Origin of the sequence: Candidatus Neomicrothrix sp., from assembly GCF_035329545.1 — a bacterium.
GTDB lineage: Bacteria > Actinomycetota > Acidimicrobiia > Acidimicrobiales > Microtrichaceae > Microthrix > Microthrix subdominans.
Genome location: NZ_DAOLGP010000008.1, coordinates 59,282 through 73,282, shown reverse-complemented (window position 1 = coordinate 73,282; position 14,001 = coordinate 59,282). Strand labels below are relative to the sequence as shown.

General features: G+C 70.7%; 13 protein-coding genes. 5 read left to right on the top strand and 8 right to left on the bottom strand.

The window, feature by feature from the left end:
* The first annotated feature begins 54 nt into the window (after positions 1–54).
* Entirely contained in the window at positions 55–483 is a 429-nt protein-coding gene (locus tag PKD89_RS06770; RefSeq protein WP_287379606.1) for an SCP2 sterol-binding domain-containing protein, read from the top strand.
* Between the two features lie 71 nt (positions 484–554).
* Positions 555–1,520: a glycosyltransferase family 2 protein gene (locus PKD89_RS06765; protein WP_287391670.1), complete on the top strand. Its 966-nt coding sequence runs from the start codon at positions 555–557 to the stop codon at positions 1,518–1,520.
* A 36-nt stretch (positions 1,521–1,556) separates the two neighbouring features.
* Here PKD89_RS06765 and PKD89_RS06760 read toward each other — a convergent pair whose 3' ends face one another.
* Positions 1,557–3,854, bottom strand: coding sequence for a Stk1 family PASTA domain-containing Ser/Thr kinase (locus PKD89_RS06760; protein WP_289011968.1), 2,298 nt, complete (start codon positions 3,852–3,854; stop codon positions 1,557–1,559).
* A 64-nt stretch (positions 3,855–3,918) separates the two neighbouring features.
* Here PKD89_RS06760 and PKD89_RS06755 point away from each other — a divergent pair, with 64 nt between their 5' ends.
* Positions 3,919–4,368, top strand: a complete 450-nt coding sequence (locus PKD89_RS06755) for a hypothetical protein (protein ID WP_287379610.1) — start codon at positions 3,919–3,921, stop codon at positions 4,366–4,368.
* Between the two features lie 36 nt (positions 4,369–4,404).
* On the opposite strand, the gene ligA is transcribed toward PKD89_RS06755, so the two are convergent.
* Positions 4,405–6,477 (bottom strand): NAD-dependent DNA ligase LigA, encoded by a 2,073-nt coding sequence (gene ligA, locus PKD89_RS06750; protein ID WP_289011969.1) that lies wholly within the window; start codon positions 6,475–6,477, stop codon positions 4,405–4,407.
* Positions 6,474–7,184, bottom strand: a complete 711-nt coding sequence (locus tag PKD89_RS06745; RefSeq protein ID WP_289011970.1) for a hypothetical protein — start codon at positions 7,182–7,184, stop codon at positions 6,474–6,476. Before PKD89_RS06745 ends, ligA begins: the two co-directional genes overlap by 4 nt.
* A 114-nt stretch (positions 7,185–7,298) precedes the next feature.
* Between PKD89_RS06745 and PKD89_RS06740 the strand changes: the two genes are divergently transcribed.
* Complete coding sequence (locus PKD89_RS06740) at positions 7,299–8,276, top strand: hypothetical protein (protein WP_289011971.1); 978 nt, start codon at positions 7,299–7,301, stop codon at positions 8,274–8,276.
* Here PKD89_RS06740 and PKD89_RS06735 read toward each other — a convergent pair.
* The 5 genes from PKD89_RS06735 to PKD89_RS06715 are packed head-to-tail and all read right to left on the bottom strand — an operon-like array spanning position 8,273 to position 12,822.
* Positions 8,273–8,905: an RDD family protein gene (locus tag PKD89_RS06735; protein ID WP_289011972.1), complete on the bottom strand. Its 633-nt coding sequence runs from the start codon at positions 8,903–8,905 to the stop codon at positions 8,273–8,275. The genes PKD89_RS06740 and PKD89_RS06735 overlap by 4 nt on opposite strands.
* Complete coding sequence (locus PKD89_RS06730; RefSeq protein WP_287379615.1) at positions 8,902–9,597, bottom strand: hypothetical protein; 696 nt, start codon at positions 9,595–9,597, stop codon at positions 8,902–8,904. Before PKD89_RS06730 ends, PKD89_RS06735 begins: the two co-directional genes overlap by 4 nt.
* A gap of 8 nt (positions 9,598–9,605) precedes the next feature.
* Complete coding sequence (mnmA, locus tag PKD89_RS06725) at positions 9,606–10,697, bottom strand: tRNA 2-thiouridine(34) synthase MnmA (protein ID WP_287391655.1); 1,092 nt, start codon at positions 10,695–10,697, stop codon at positions 9,606–9,608.
* Positions 10,694–11,911: a cysteine desulfurase family protein gene (locus PKD89_RS06720; RefSeq protein ID WP_289011973.1), complete on the bottom strand. Its 1,218-nt coding sequence runs from the start codon at positions 11,909–11,911 to the stop codon at positions 10,694–10,696. Before PKD89_RS06720 ends, mnmA begins: the two co-directional genes overlap by 4 nt.
* Positions 11,911–12,822, bottom strand: coding sequence for an RDD family protein (locus PKD89_RS06715; RefSeq protein WP_289011974.1), 912 nt, complete (start codon positions 12,820–12,822; stop codon positions 11,911–11,913). Before PKD89_RS06715 ends, PKD89_RS06720 begins: the two co-directional genes overlap by 1 nt.
* 107 nt (positions 12,823–12,929) lie before the next feature.
* Here PKD89_RS06715 and PKD89_RS06710 point away from each other — a divergent pair, with 107 nt between their 5' ends.
* Positions 12,930–13,991 carry a stage II sporulation protein M gene (locus PKD89_RS06710; protein ID WP_287391651.1) on the top strand — a complete coding sequence of 354 codons (1,062 nt, stop codon included), beginning with the start codon at positions 12,930–12,932 and terminating at the stop codon, positions 13,989–13,991.
* Positions 13,992–14,001 lie beyond the last annotated feature (10 nt).

Sequence of the window (14,001 nt, the reverse complement as noted above, 5' to 3'; positions counted from 1 at the left end):
GATCAGCGCCCGCCGAGACCGGCTGCCCGCCGGTGCAACCGAGGGAGATCCCACGTGGACAAGCACAAGTTCCTGACACCCGAGTGGGTGGCTGCGGCCACCGCACTTCGCGACGAGATGGACGACGAAGTTCCCCCTCCCGCTCATTCGGTGCGCATGAACCAGATCGTCAACGAGGTTCCCGTCGAGGTTGCCGAGGGCGACGTCCTCGCCTACATGGACACCTCCGAGGGCGAGATGAAGATGGGTCTGGGGCAGTTGGACGATCCCGACCTGACCGTCACGCTCGACTACGCCACCGCCAAGGCCATCCTCGTCGACGGCAACCCGCAGGCGGGCATGCAGGCCTTCATGGCCGGCAAGATCAAGGTGCAGGGCGACATGACCAAGCTGATGGCGATGCAGGCCGGTCCGATCGACCCGTCGGCCCAGAAGCTGGCCGAGGCGATCTCGGCCATGACCGAAGAGATCGAGGACGCCTGAGCACTGCGGGCGACGCCGACAACACCGGCGGTATCGACAACGACGGTGACACCGGGCGGTGGGACCATCGGGTGGCGTTCGTGTTGGCGGTCCGCAACGAGGAGGCGGACCTGGCTGCCACCGTCGCGTCCATCCGCGCCCAGCGTCACGGTTCCGGGTCGTTGGCGATCGCTGTGGCGCCCTCCGACGACGACACCTTGGCCGTCGCCCGCCAACTCGCCGCCGACGATGCCGGGATCACCGTGGTCGACAACCCCCGCAGTTGGGTCAGCCACGGGTTGAATCGGGCGATCGCCGCCACGTCGGCCGAGTTCGTCGTCCGGGTTGACGGCCACTGCACGTTGCCGCCCGACTACACATCGTTGGCGGTCGAAGCGCTCGACCGCACCGGGGCGGATGTCGTTGGTGGCGTCCAGTCGGCCACGGGTGCCCCTGGAACCCAACAGGCGGTGGCGATGGCGATGTCATCCCGGCTGGGCGTCGGCAACTCACGCTTTCACTACGGCGGATCGGCGGGGCCGTCGGACACGGTGTACCTCGGGGTGTTTCGTCGCAGCGCGCTCGACCGGGTGGGTGGTTTCGACGAGACGCTGCTGCGCAATCAGGACTACGAGCTGAACTGGCGCATCCGCGACAGCGGCGGCGAGGTGTGGTTCGAACCGGCGATGGTCGTCACCTACCGGCCCCGCCCGTCGCTGCGGGCGCTGGCGTCCCAGTACCGCCAGTACGGCACGTGGAAGCGGGTAATGCTCAAGCGCCATCCCCGCTCGCTCCGGGCCCGTCAGTTGGTCGCGCCGGTCATGGTCGTCGGCGTGACCGGCACCGCAGCGGTGGCGGCCTGGACCGAGGATCCTCGGTGGTTGCTGCCGGCGGTCACCTATGCGGCGGCGGTGACGGTCGGTGGTCTCGCCGCCGGTCGCAGCGCTCCGACCGTCAGCCGCATCCGGGTGCCGGCTGCACTGGCGGTCATGCACTGGGCGTGGGGGCTGGGGTTCCTGTTCGGACGACCGGTGCCGCCCCCCGTCGCCGAGGACTGACATCCGGAGGAGCGTCCCGCAGAAGCCGGCCGGGTCCTATGCGGTCACCAGCCGGACGGCGGTGCCCTGGGAGACCTCGGTGCCGGCGGCCGGGATGGTTCGAAGCACCGGGTTGCCCGGAGGGCCCTGAATACCCAGAACGTTCAAGCCGGCCGCTCGCAGGTCGGCATCGGCCTGCAGTGTCGACTTGCCGGCGACGTCGGGCACGATCGCCTTGTCACGCGGCGAGGACACCCGCACCTTGACCTCGGACTCGAACTCGACCTCGGTCCCGGAGGCCGGTTCCACCGAGACGACATAACCGAGCTGCACGGACGGATCCTGAACCCGCTCGACCACCGGCTTCAGCGAGACCTTCTCGAGTGCCTGAGCCACGTCCAGCGCGTTCTTGCCCGCCAGGTCGGCCGGAACCTTGCGGGGTCGCGCGCCATCGGAGATCACCAGGTTGACCTTTGAGCCCTTCGGGACCTTGCCATCCTCGCCGGGTGCGTCATAGGACAAAATGATGCCACCGCGCGTCTCGGCGTCGTATTGGTTCGTGACCGTTCCCAGCTTCATCCCGGAAAAGGTGATGATCGCTTCGGCCTCGGCACGGTCGAGCCCATCGAGGTCGGGCAGGTTCACCAGGGTCTGGCCGATCGACACGGTGATGTCGAGGGACTCCCCCGCCTCCAGCCTGGTGCCTTCGTCCGGTGATTGGGTGAGGATCTCGTCGACTTCGGTTCCGTCGCGCCGCACCTCGGTGACGTTGAGCCGCCACCGCTGCTCGGTCGCCTCCTGGCGAGCCTCCTGCTCGGTGGCTCCCACCAGGTTGGGTACGGTGCCGGCCTCCGCCAGCACCAGCCGTTGCACGCCGACAAAGAGGACCAGCACGATCGCCATCGCAGCCAGCAGGCCGAACACCCAGGTGCGACGGCTGGCCACCTGTTCGGCGGTGGGGGCGTCGGGGTTTGGGACGTCGCCCTCCGCCCCCTGGTCAGCGGGCATGGTGAGATGCCAACGGACGAGCAGACGGTTCAACGCCGCGCCCGCACCGGCCTGTGCGGTCTTCAAGCGCTCGGCGGCCGTTGGCCCGTCCTTCGGCCGTCGCCAGGATCGGGCCGGAGGCTCGGCGGTGTCGGTCCCACCGGCGGCGATCCCGGTTCCACCGGCAGCTGAGCCGCTTGCGCCCGGCGCTGCGCTCGCTCCAACTTCGGTGGGGTCGGAGCGGGTGGGACCCGCAGCAACTTCGGTGGGGTCGGAGCGGGTGGGACCCGCAGCGCGGCCAGTCGGCGGCAGGCCGGCGGACCCGGTCGGGTCGCGGGGGGCGGTCGTCGAGGAGCCCGGCGAGCCGACGGGCCGGGTCGACGGTTCGGCCTGCCGGGCGGTGGCTGGCTGCCCGCCGGCGCTGCGTTCCGACCGTGACGCCGGTCCGGGCACACCGGCGGGGGCCACGGCCGGTGCGCGACTGCGCACGATCAACCGCATCGCTTCCAACTCGTCGCTGTAGGCCGCCGGGTCCACATGCGGGAGGTCGACCCGGCTGCCGCCAAGCTGGTCGATCAGCGCCATCAGGCCCACGTCGAGCTGAGCCGCTGGCACCCGCCGGTTGGGGTCGGCCCGCCCTGCGGCTCCGATCGCCCGGCCGATCCGGCCCCAGTCCTGACCGACCCTCACATCGCGATCGTGGCGCATGCCCAGCGTGGCGTTGACGTCTGCGGCCAGCATCGGGATGTCCCCGCAGAGCGTCTCGATCATGATCAGGCCGAGCGCATAGACGTCGAGCGGGGCGCCGGCGCTCCCGCCGCCCACCTCGGGGGCCAAATAACGGAAATCGGAGAACTGATGCCCCGAGTGATGGGCCAGGATCCAGGCGAGGCCGGCGTCGCCCACCACCACCCTGCCGTCGGCGGAGACGAGCAGGTTGGACGGGTGGAGGCGCCGGTGCACCAGGTTGCGCTGACTCAGAAATGCCAGCGCCCGCGAGGCGTCCACCGCCATCGCCGCCGTCTGTCCGGCCGACAGGCCCCCGCCAGGCCGCAAGACCGACCGCAACGGCCCCGCCATCAGCTCGGTCACCACGAACAGTTCCCGCTCCTCACCCCAGGCGATCACCCGCAACACGTTGGGGTGATCCATCTCGGAGGCCGCCCGCAGCACGTGGCGGAACCGACGCATGAAACCCACGTCGCTGGTGAGCGAGCTGGCGAGCAGCTTGATCGCCACCTCGTCGCCGGTGACGAGGTCGAGCGCGGCAAAGACCAGGGTGGAACGGCCCCGCCCGAGATACCGGTCGAGCCGGAACTGGCCAGCGATCTCGCGACCTATGAGAGCTTCCGGCCGTCGTGGCGCCATCGGGGGCGATGCTACCGGTCCGGGCGAGGGCCGGAGGTAAGCGCCCCGTGGGAGACTGGTCGACATGCGGCCCTATGCCCCCAAGATCGCCATACTCGCCATCATCGTGGCGCTCGTGGCGCTGATCGTCGTCGCCAACTCGGCGACGACCGGTTCGAGCGCCGCCAGCCAAAGCCTTCCCGACGAGGTCGACCGCCTCATCCCGGTGAGCGACGGCACGATCCTGCGTCAGGAGACGATCGGCATCGACGTGGCCGACGGCTACACCGCCAGCCTGATCGTCAACGGCGTGGCGATCACCAACCCGATCCAGTATCGCGAGGGCACCGAGGAACTCGTGCAGGACGGCCTGGTGATCAATGCCGAGACCGGCCTGTACACCTATACGCCTCGTGAAGACGGCCTGGTCGAGCGCTTCGAGACCGGTAAGAACTGCGTCGATGCCAACGTCTGGAAGTCCGACGCCGAGCCGACCAGCGGGCGCACGGTCAGCTGGTGCTTCTCAGCGGCTTAAGCGTCCAGCTGGTCCAGCGATCAGCCGCTGAAGTGATCACTCGGGAAGCGTCCCGGTCGCCAGCAGGGCGACGAACCCGGCCTCATCAAGGATGGGCACCCCCAGCTCCTGGGCCTTGGTCAGCTTGGACGCCCCCGGCTCGTCGCCGACGACCACCGCTGTCGTCTTCCTCGACACCGAACCGGGGGACTTGCCGCCCCGCTCCTTGATCGCCGCGGCCGCCCCGTCCCTCGTGAAGCCTGACAGCGTGCCGGTGACGACGACCGATGCGCCGTCGAGGGTCTGCTCGATCGACGGCCCGCCGGTGCCCTCGAAGTTCAGGCCGGCCGCCCGCAGACGCTCGACCAGGTTGACGTTGTCCTCCATGGCAAGAAACTGGGCTACCGACGCGGCGATGATCGGCCCGATTCCGTCGAGGGCGCCGAGCTGCTCGACGTCGGCGGACATGATGGCGTCCAGGTCATCGAAGTGGCGGGCCAGCACCTCGGCGCCGGCAGGCCCGAGGTGAAAGATGTTGAGCCCGACCAAGAGCCGCTCCAAGGGGCGGGTCTTCGAGGCCTCGATCGAGGCGGCCAGGTTGTCGACCGAGCGCTGCTGATACCCGTCGAGCTGGGCGATCGCCTTGTAGTCGAGCGAGTAGATGTCGGCGACGTCGGCGAGCAGGTCGAGATCGAGGAAGCGCTGGAGCTGGCGTTCGCCCAGCCCGTCGATGTCGAGCGCACCGCGCGACGCGAAGTGGGCGAGGCGGGCCAGGCGCTGAAAGGGGCATTCGGCGGTGACGCAGCGGTGCTTGGCCTCGCCTTCGGGGCGCACCAGGGTGCTGCCGAGCGGACAGGGGCAGCGGGTGGGGAACACCCAGGGCTCGGTGCCATCCGGGCGGTCGGCCAACACGGGAGCGACCACCTCGGGGATGACGTCGCCCGCCTTGCGGACGATCACCGTGTCGCCGGGCCGCACATCCTTGGCCGCCACCTGGTCCTGGTTGTGCAGGGTGGCCATGCCCACCGTCGAACCGGCGATGACGACCGGCTCGAGCACGGCGAAGGGCGTGGCGGCACCGGTGCGACCGATCGACACCTGAATGTCGGTGAGACGGGTGGTGCGCTCCTCCGGGGGCAGCTTGTAGGCGATTGCCCACCGTGGCGCCTTGGAGGTGGCGCCCAACGCCTGCTGGGCGGCCAGCTCGTCGATCTTGACGACGACGCCGTCGATCTCGTAGTCGAGATCGTGGCGGTGGGCGACCCAGTGCTCGATGTAGTCAAGGACGTCGTCGAGATCGTCGAAGGTCGAGGTGTTGGGGTTGACCGGGAACCCCATCGATCCCAGCCAATCGAGCACCGCCGCGTGACCCGGCGGGCGCTCCGCCCCCACCAGCTCGCCCAGCTGGTAGCACCAGAAGTTCAGGTGCCGGCTGCGGGTGATCGTGGCGTCCTTCTGGCGCAGCGACCCGGCGGCGGTGTTGCGCGGGTTGGCGTAGCGAGGCTGGCCCGCCGCATCGCGGGCCTCGTTGAGGCGCTCGAACACGGGCACCGGCAGGTAGACCTCGCCGCGCACCTCCAGCACCTCGGGGGCGCCCTCGCCCAGCTCGTGGGGGATCTCCGGGATCGTCGCCACGTTGGCGGTGACGTCCTCACCCACCCGCCCGTCGCCACGGGTGGCCGCCCGCACGAACCGACCGCCCTCGTAGCGCAGCGACATCGCCAGGCCGTCGATCTTCAGCTCGCAGCTGTACTGGATCGGAGCGTCAGACCCCTCGGGCGGGTAGCCGGCCGCGTCGAGGCGGCGGCGGGCACGTTCGGCCCAGCCGCGCAGCTCGTCCGCCGACATGGCGTTGTCGATGCTCATCATCGGCACCGCATGGGTCACCGCTGCGAAGGTCGCGCTCGCAGCGGCGGCACCCACGTTCCGGGTGGGGCTGTCGGCGGCGGCCAGCTCCGGATGGGCTGCCTCGAGCCCGCTCAGCTCGCGCATCGCCTCGTCGAAGTCGGCATCGGCCACCGTGGGCTCACCCGCGTAGTACTCGGCATTCCAGCGGTCGAGCTGCCGGCGCAGCTCGTCGACCCGTTCGGGTACTCGCTCGGGATCGACCGCTGCCCCGCCGGCGCTCACGACCCGCCCTTCGAATCGCCGGTCCCCTTGGACGATCCGATCAGACGGGAGACCTGAAGTGGGACGCAGTCGACGTCCGGGTGACCGCTCAGCGCGTCGCCCAGCGCATAGATCGGCGCGCTGGCACCCGGCCCGGCCAGGGACACGTTGTCGCTCGCCTCGGCCGCGGTCACGTCCTCGTCGCCGTCGACGAAGGCCACGAGCACCTGATGGGTGCCGGCGCGACCCCCCTTCCCGAGGGTCATCGATCCGGCCACGGTCACCCGTCCGCTGTCGACATCGACATCGCACTGGTCGATGTCGATCACGTAGTCCTCCTCGGGCACGACCACGGTCGCCTCGCGCACCTCCGCCTCTTCGGAACGATTGACCGCTGCCTCGAAATTGCCCGAGAGGTTGCGACCGAACCCGAAGGCCCAGACCGCAGCACCCACCACGAACCCCACCGCCACCACCGCGAGCACGATCAGGCGGCGGCGGCGCTGCGCCGGGGGCAACTCGCTTTGCTGCCAGGGGGCATCGTCGATCGGGTCCCCGTCGGCCGTGGAGACGCCGGCGTTGCCGCGACCCGTCGGCCGAATGTCCAGGTCCGCCTCTGGGGGAAGGCTTGGCGGATCGGCGAACTCGGACTCGGACGGGTCGACCACCTCCGGGGCAGCGTCGGCGTCGGCGTCGAACTCGGGGGTGTCGTCGCGATGGTTGGTCACGTGTCGGGTCGTCCTGGAAGGTGGGTGGCGATGAAGCGGGCGGGTAACCGTCTGGTCGGGCTCTTTGGGCGGCCGACTTCGACGCTAGCGGCCCCGGTGGGACAATCTGGGGCGATGGATGCCCCCGTGCCACTCTGGATCGTGCGACTGGCGTGGCTCGTCCTGCCGTTTCTGGCCTGGGCGGGGATCGGGGCGGCCCTCGACGGGGCCTCAAGCGGCGCTTCGATCGTCGTCGCCGCCATCGCCTGGGCGGTCTGGGCGGTCGTCCTCGTCGCCACTGCCATGGTGCGCCCCGTGGCTCTCGTCATCCTGCGACTCCTCGTGCCGCTGGCCCCGGCAGCGACGGCGACGGCGCTGCTGCTCGCTGCCGGGGAAGGCTCCCTGGCCGCCGGTGACGGCGACACCATCACCGCCCTGCTCGGCTTTGCGGCCGGCGTGGTGGCCGCAGTGGCGGTCATGTTGCCCTCGACGGGCGACTACTTCCTCAACGGCGACAGCTACGGCGACGAGCAGCGCTTCGGCCTGCGGTGCCCCGGCGCGCTGGTGGTGACGCTGGGCCCGCTGTGGCTACTGGGCGTTGCTCTGCCCGCCGCAGGCATCGCCTGGTTGGCCGGAGCGCAGTGGGCCATGGGCGCGGCGGCGCTGATCGTCGGCGGCCTGGCCGGCGTCTGGCTGTGGGCGGTCGCCGGCCGTTTGGCGCAACGCTTCGTCGTCTTCGTGCCCGCCGGGCTCACCGTGGTCGATCCGCTGTCGCTGGCCGAGCCCGTCCTGTTCGCCCGCAACCGCACGCTGTCGATCGGGCCGGCGTTCGTCGATCCGGACCCGTCGGACGCCGACGTCGAGGGCGAGCGGGTCGATCTCAGTGGGGCGGCGCTCGGGCTGGCGATCGAGCTGCGCACCGATGGCCCAACCGAGGTCGTCACCCTCAGCCGGCCCTCCGAGCGGGATACGTCTGACGGCGGCGGGCTGGCGGACCGGATGAAGGCGGCCCGGATGGGCGTATCCCGGCAGGCCGCATCGGTGCTGTTCACACCGTCGCGACCGGCCGAGTTTCTGTTGCAGACCCGCCGGGCGAACTCGGCACGGGCCTAGCTCGGCGTCGAAACCGCTTTCCCCGCCTCGTGGCCTGCCGGGCTGCGGGCCAGGAACCTCAGCCGGGCGGCGCGGGCGTCCCAGTCGTAGACGACCGCCGACCCGGCCAGCATGTCGTGCAGGGCCCGACGGCGCCGGTCGACCAGCGCCCAGATGTATCCAAGCCCCAGCGTGACGAAGCCGAGCGGCAAGATGGCCGCCCGCAGAATCGACCTTCCGGGCGACAGCTCGGAACCGTCGGTGGCGACCACCCGGATGCCGACGAAGGCCATGCCCAGCGTCCTGCCGCTCACCGCCCACGGGTAGGCGAAGTACACCAGCCACCACACGATGTACCCGATCGTCGCCACGAGTGGCGGCACCTTGAGGCTGGAGGTCGGCCCGTCGATCGCCCGAGTGGCGGTGTCGAGCAGCGCCAGCGTCAGGGCGAACATGCCGTTGACCACGCCCTGATCCAACGCAAAGGCCAGCAGGCGGGTGACCGGTCCCGAGTAGTGGCCCTGCAGGCTGACGGCGGCGTCCTGCAGTTCCGACTCGCTCATCACCGTCGGTCCCGACAGACCGTGCCGGCCACCCCCCCTCACCGGGTCGGGTGTTCCGGGCCGGGCGATCGTGGCGTCGGCGCTCATCGCTGATGCCTTCCGGCCTCATCGGCGACCAACCGGGGAGGCCCGAGGGGCAGCGACGCCGGATCGCGTCGCAGCAGGCGACTGACCCACCGCTCGACGAAGCCGTCGAGGCCGACGCCCTGGGCTCGTCCCACGTCCAGGGCCCGGGAGGCGACACCGCTGGTCGACTTGGCGATGACGGCGCCCAGCTCGGTGTTCTGCACCAGCGAGTCGACGTCGATGCGGCCGATCATGGTGTTGATGTCCACCTCGGCCAGCAGTGCGTCGATGTCCACCCGCGCCATCAACCCGTCGATGTTCACCCGCTCCATCAGCGCATCGATGTCGACCCGGGTCATGATCGCGTCGATGTTCACCCGCGACACGACAGCGTCCACATCGACCCGAGCGACCACAGCATCGACGTCCACCCGGGCCACCACTGCGTCGACGTCAACCTGAGCCACCACCTGGTCGACATCAACCCGGGCGATCAATGCGTCGACGTCGACCTTCTCCATCAGGGCATTGATATCAATGCGATCGATCAGCGCACCGATATCGACCCGAGCCAGCACCCGGTCGAGGTCGAGGCGGTCCAGCAGCTCGTTCAGATCGATACCCGACAGGATCTCGTTGAGATCGAGGGCCCCGGTGACCCGAGAGGTCACCCGGCCGAACAGCCCACCGCCGGATTGGTGTTCGTCGGCCACGCCCGACCCTAGACCGGCTCGGCGATACCGCCGCCAAGCACCACCTGGGGTTCGGTCGCGTCGGGCACGCTGTAGAGCACGACCGACTGGCCCGCGGCCACGAAGCGTTGGGGTTCGTCGAACACGACCCGGTCACCGCCGACCCACCGGGCGGGACGCACCGCACCGTGGGCTGCGGTCTGCACCTCGACCAGCATCCCGTCGGCGGGCGGCTCTCCGGCCGCCCACGCCTGGTTGGACACCCCGAGCGCCCCGATGTCGAGGTCGGCGTCCGAGCCGACCGTCACCGTGCGGGCATCGAGGTCCACCCGGGTGGCGTAGCGGCGGGGCCCTCCCCCCGGGAGTCCCAGACCCTTGCGCTGGCCCGGCGTGATCATCTCGAGCGCATCGACCCGCCCCACCTCGGTGCCCTCGGCGGTCACCACCCGCCCGGGGGTCAACTCCAGCCGGCGTTCGAGGAACGCCTGGCGCCCGTCGGTCCGGGTGATGAAGCACACGTCCTGGCTGTCGGGCTTGTCGGCGGTCCGCAGGCCCAGCTCGGCGGCCCGGCGACGCACCTCGGCCTTGTCCAGGTGGCCGATCGGAAATCGGGTGCGGGCCAGGTCGGCGGCGGAGAGCATGTGCAGCACATAGGACTGGTCCTTGGCCGCATCGGCGCCACGACCGAGGCGGGGGCCGTCGGCGGTGGTCACGATCCGGGCATGGTGGCCGGTGGCGACGGCATCGAAGCCCAACGCCAGCGCCCGTCGAGACAGCTTGTCGAACTTGATGTGCCGGTTGCACTCCACGCACGGGTTGGGGGTGCGACCCCGGCGATGCGCCTCGACGTAGGGGCCAACCACCGCCCGCTCGAAGTCGTCGCCCAGGGCGAAGACCAGGTGTTCGATGCCGAGACGGTCGGCCACCCGTCGGGCGTCGTCGACGTCGCTCACCGAGCAGCAGCCCGAGTCCGACGGGCCACCCCACAGCTTGAGGGTCACCCCGACCACCTCGGCACCGGTCGCCACCAGCTCCGCGGCGGCGACCGAGCTGTCGACCCCGCCCGACATCGCCATCAGCACCCGTTCGGGGCGGCGGGTCCCGTCAGCGGCGCCGCTCATGAGAACAGCTCCAGACGCTCGATGGCCGCCGGCACGGCCGCAAGGGCCGCCTCCACGTCGGCATCGGTGCTCGTCGTTCCCAGGGTGAGCCGCAGCGCGCCCGACGCGATGGCGCGCGAATGCCCGAGCGCCTCGACCACATAGCTGGGCTCCTGGGCGCCGCTGGCACACGACGAGGCCGCCGTCGCCATGATGCCCTCACGCTCCAGCAGGTACAGGAGGGCCTCGGTCTCCACGCCGGGCAGGCACACGTGGCAGTTGCCCGCCGCCTTGTGCAACCGGTCGACGCCACGATCACCGGAGACACCATCCGGGCCGCCGCCGGGCTCAACCGGGTCAACACCGGTCTCGATCAGGCCGGGGATTGCGGCTGCCAGGCCGTCGACCAGCCGGTCGCGAAGCGCGGCGATGCGGGGCAGTTCCTCGGCGCGCCGGGCGGCGGTCACGCGGGCTGCGGCCGCCATGCCGAGCACACCGGCAACGTTAAGGGTGCCGGCGCGCCGGTCGCGCTCCTGGCCGCCGCCGACGGCGCGCGGCGCCAGCTCAACCCCGTTGCGGACGATCAGCAGTCCGATGCCCTTGGGACCGCCAAACTTGTGGGCGCCCACCGACACCAGGTCGGCGCTGCGGGCCGCAGCGGCCACGTCCACCCACTGGTGGGCCTGCACGGCGTCGGTGTGCAACCACGCCGTCGGTGCGTGGCGGCGCACCACCTCAGCGATCGCATCGAGGTTCGCGATCGTGCCGACCTCGTTGTTCACCAGGATCACCGACACCAGCGCAACGTCGGGCGTACAGGCCTCCACCAGCGCATCCAGGTCGAGGCGGCCGTGACCGTCGACGGCGACCTCGATGCCCCCGAGCCGACCAGCCGGCATGCGCACCGCCGGGTGCTCGATCGCCGAGCACAGCAGCGCTGCGCCCTCGCGGGGTGCGCCGGCGCCGACCGAGCCCAACACGGCCAGGTTGTCCGCTTCGGTTCCGCCGGAGGTGAACACCACCTCCGAGGGCAGCGCACCGAACAGCTCGGCGAGTTCGTCGCGCGCGTCGTCGGCCGCCCTCCTGGCCCGGCGCGCCAGCAGGTGCCCTCCGGAGGGGTTGGCCCACAGCCCACCGTGTGTCACCTCCGCCATCGCCTCAATCGCTTCAGGCAGCAGCGGTGTGGTGGCAGCGTGATCCAAATAGTGCAATGGCGTCTCGTTCGTCGCGTCCATCAAGCAACCCACCCCCCAAGATCGGGCGCCGCCGCAGATGGGGCGCCGTGCCACAACGGAGGCCCGTTCGGCGCAGCCCACGAGCTGTTGGCCGATTCGTAGGCGCCCAGGCCGACGGCGGCCAGGCCCCCTTGGCGGCGCTGATAGGCGGTGCAGACGGCGGCGAGGAATTCCTCGGCGGTCATCCAGGTGGGCACACCAACGCCAATCCGGGCCACCACCCGGTGCCCGAGCTCGTTGGTGACGGCGTGCCGGGCGGCCGGATCGAGGGTGCCAAGGCGCAACAGCGCCTCCCGCACCACTCCGTAGCCCGCGTCGCCCAGCCGGGCGACATCCAACACATCGACGTACTCTGCATGGCCGGGCGGCGTGGGGAAGACCACCGGTTGCAGCCGCAGCAGGGCGGCGGGTTCGCTGACGACGAACGTTCCCGCCATCAGGTCGCCCAGGCGCTGTGCCCGGGGGCTGAGGAAGGACGCGGTGATCGCGAGCGCGCCGAGGGTCAGATAGATCTCGACCAGGCCGGCGATCGCACGCATCGACGATTCCGACCAGCCGACCGGACCGCCCTCGCCGGACACGACGCGCAGGCCGACCGCCACCTTGCCCGGCGTGCGTCCCCGCCAGAGCGCCTCGAAGATCGTCGGGTAGCCGACGAGGACGAAGAGGATCGACCCGAATGCCACATAGGCGGCCAACGTCTCCGACGCGTTGGCCAGGAACGCCGCCGCCACCAGCGCCACCAGGATGATCACCAGCTGCAACAGCAGGTCGATCACCCTCGCCAGCAGACGGCTGGGCACCGCGGCAACCGGCTGGCTCAGCAACACCGCCTCGGGCGTCACCACCGTGTTGGGGTCCGCGGCCAGCCCTCGGCGGCTGACGTCGGCGAACTGTGGGGCGGCACTCACCCCGCCCACGCTACCGCCGTCCGGCTCGGACGAGCGGCGCGCGGTTGCCCGCCGGCCGGACACCCCCGGCCTCGGGTGTTCGTCGCAATGGCCTCTACGCTGAGGTGGTGGACGTCGACCGCTACATCGCTGCCCACCGTGCCACCTGGAACCGTCTCGACGAGCTGGTCGGAATGGCCCGGGTCACCCCCGGCCGGCTGAGCTTGACCGAGACCGAGGAGTTGCTGCGCCTCTACCAACTGACCTCGGCCCACCTCAGCCACGTGCGGACCCATCACCGCGACCGGGCGCTGATCGGCGGGCTCAGCTCCCGGGTGGCGGCCGCGCGTCAGGTGATCTACGGGCGACGCGGTCGGGCCCAGCGCGTGGTCGTCTCGTTCTTCACCGTCGGTTTCCCACTGGCGGTCACCCGGGCGTGGCGGGCGATCGCCTTCTCCGCCCTGCTGTTCTTCGGTTCGGCACTGGCGACCGGCCTGTGGTTCAACAACTCTCCCCAGGCGCTCGACGTCACCGTGTCGCCCGAGCAGCAGGAGCTGATCGCCGGACACGAGTTCGAGGACTACTACAGCTCGCAGGGCGCAGGCGTGTTCGCAGCCCAGGTGCAGACCAACAACATCCAGGTCAGCCTGCTCGCCCTCGCCGGCGGTGCTACCGCCGGCGTGCTCACCGCAGCGGTGCTCGTCATCAACGGCTTCAGCATCGGGGTCGTGGGTGCGCTCATGCATCAGAACGGGGCCGCTGGCACCTTCTGGGGCTTGATCCTGCCCCACGGGCTGCTCGAGATCTCGGCGATCGTCGTCGCCGGCGCTGTCGGCCTGAAGCTGGGCTGGGCGGTCATCGCCCCCGGAGAGGATCGCAGCCGGGGCGACGCCGTCGTCGAGGAGGCCCGTCACGGGGTGACCATCGTCGTCGGCCTGGCCCTGTGGTTCGTCGTCGCCGGGTTCATCGAGGCGCTCGTCACCCCGTCCGGCCTGCCGACCGCGATCCGCATCGGTATCGGGGCGTTGGCCCTCGCAGCGGCGATCGCCCACGTGCTCGCCTTCGGTCCGGCGGCACTCGCCGCATCGCGCGCCGGCGCCGGCACCGACCCGTGGGAGGTCGAAAAGGCCGACCTGGCCCGTGCGGGCAGCCCGCCCGTCCGTCACCCCCAGCCCGCCGCCGGGCCATAACAGCGCCCTC

Bases quoted from the DNA above. Each gene is read 5' to 3' on its own strand.
- PKD89_RS06760 (WP_289011968.1), bottom strand. From the start codon at position 3,854: ATGGCGCCACGACGGCCGGAAGCTCTCATAGGTCGCGAGATCGCTGGC.
- PKD89_RS06755 (WP_287379610.1), top strand. From the start codon at position 3,919: ATGCGGCCCTATGCCCCCAAGATCGCCATACTCGCCATCATCGTGGCG.
- PKD89_RS06740 (WP_289011971.1), top strand. From the start codon at position 7,299: ATGGATGCCCCCGTGCCACTCTGGATCGTGCGACTGGCGTGGCTCGTC.
- PKD89_RS06735 (WP_289011972.1), bottom strand. From the start codon at position 8,905: ATGAGCGCCGACGCCACGATCGCCCGGCCCGGAACACCCGACCCGGTG.
- mnmA (WP_287391655.1), bottom strand. From the start codon at position 10,697: ATGAGCGGCGCCGCTGACGGGACCCGCCGCCCCGAACGGGTGCTGATG.
- PKD89_RS06720 (WP_289011973.1), bottom strand. From the start codon at position 11,911: ATGGACGCGACGAACGAGACGCCATTGCACTATTTGGATCACGCTGCC.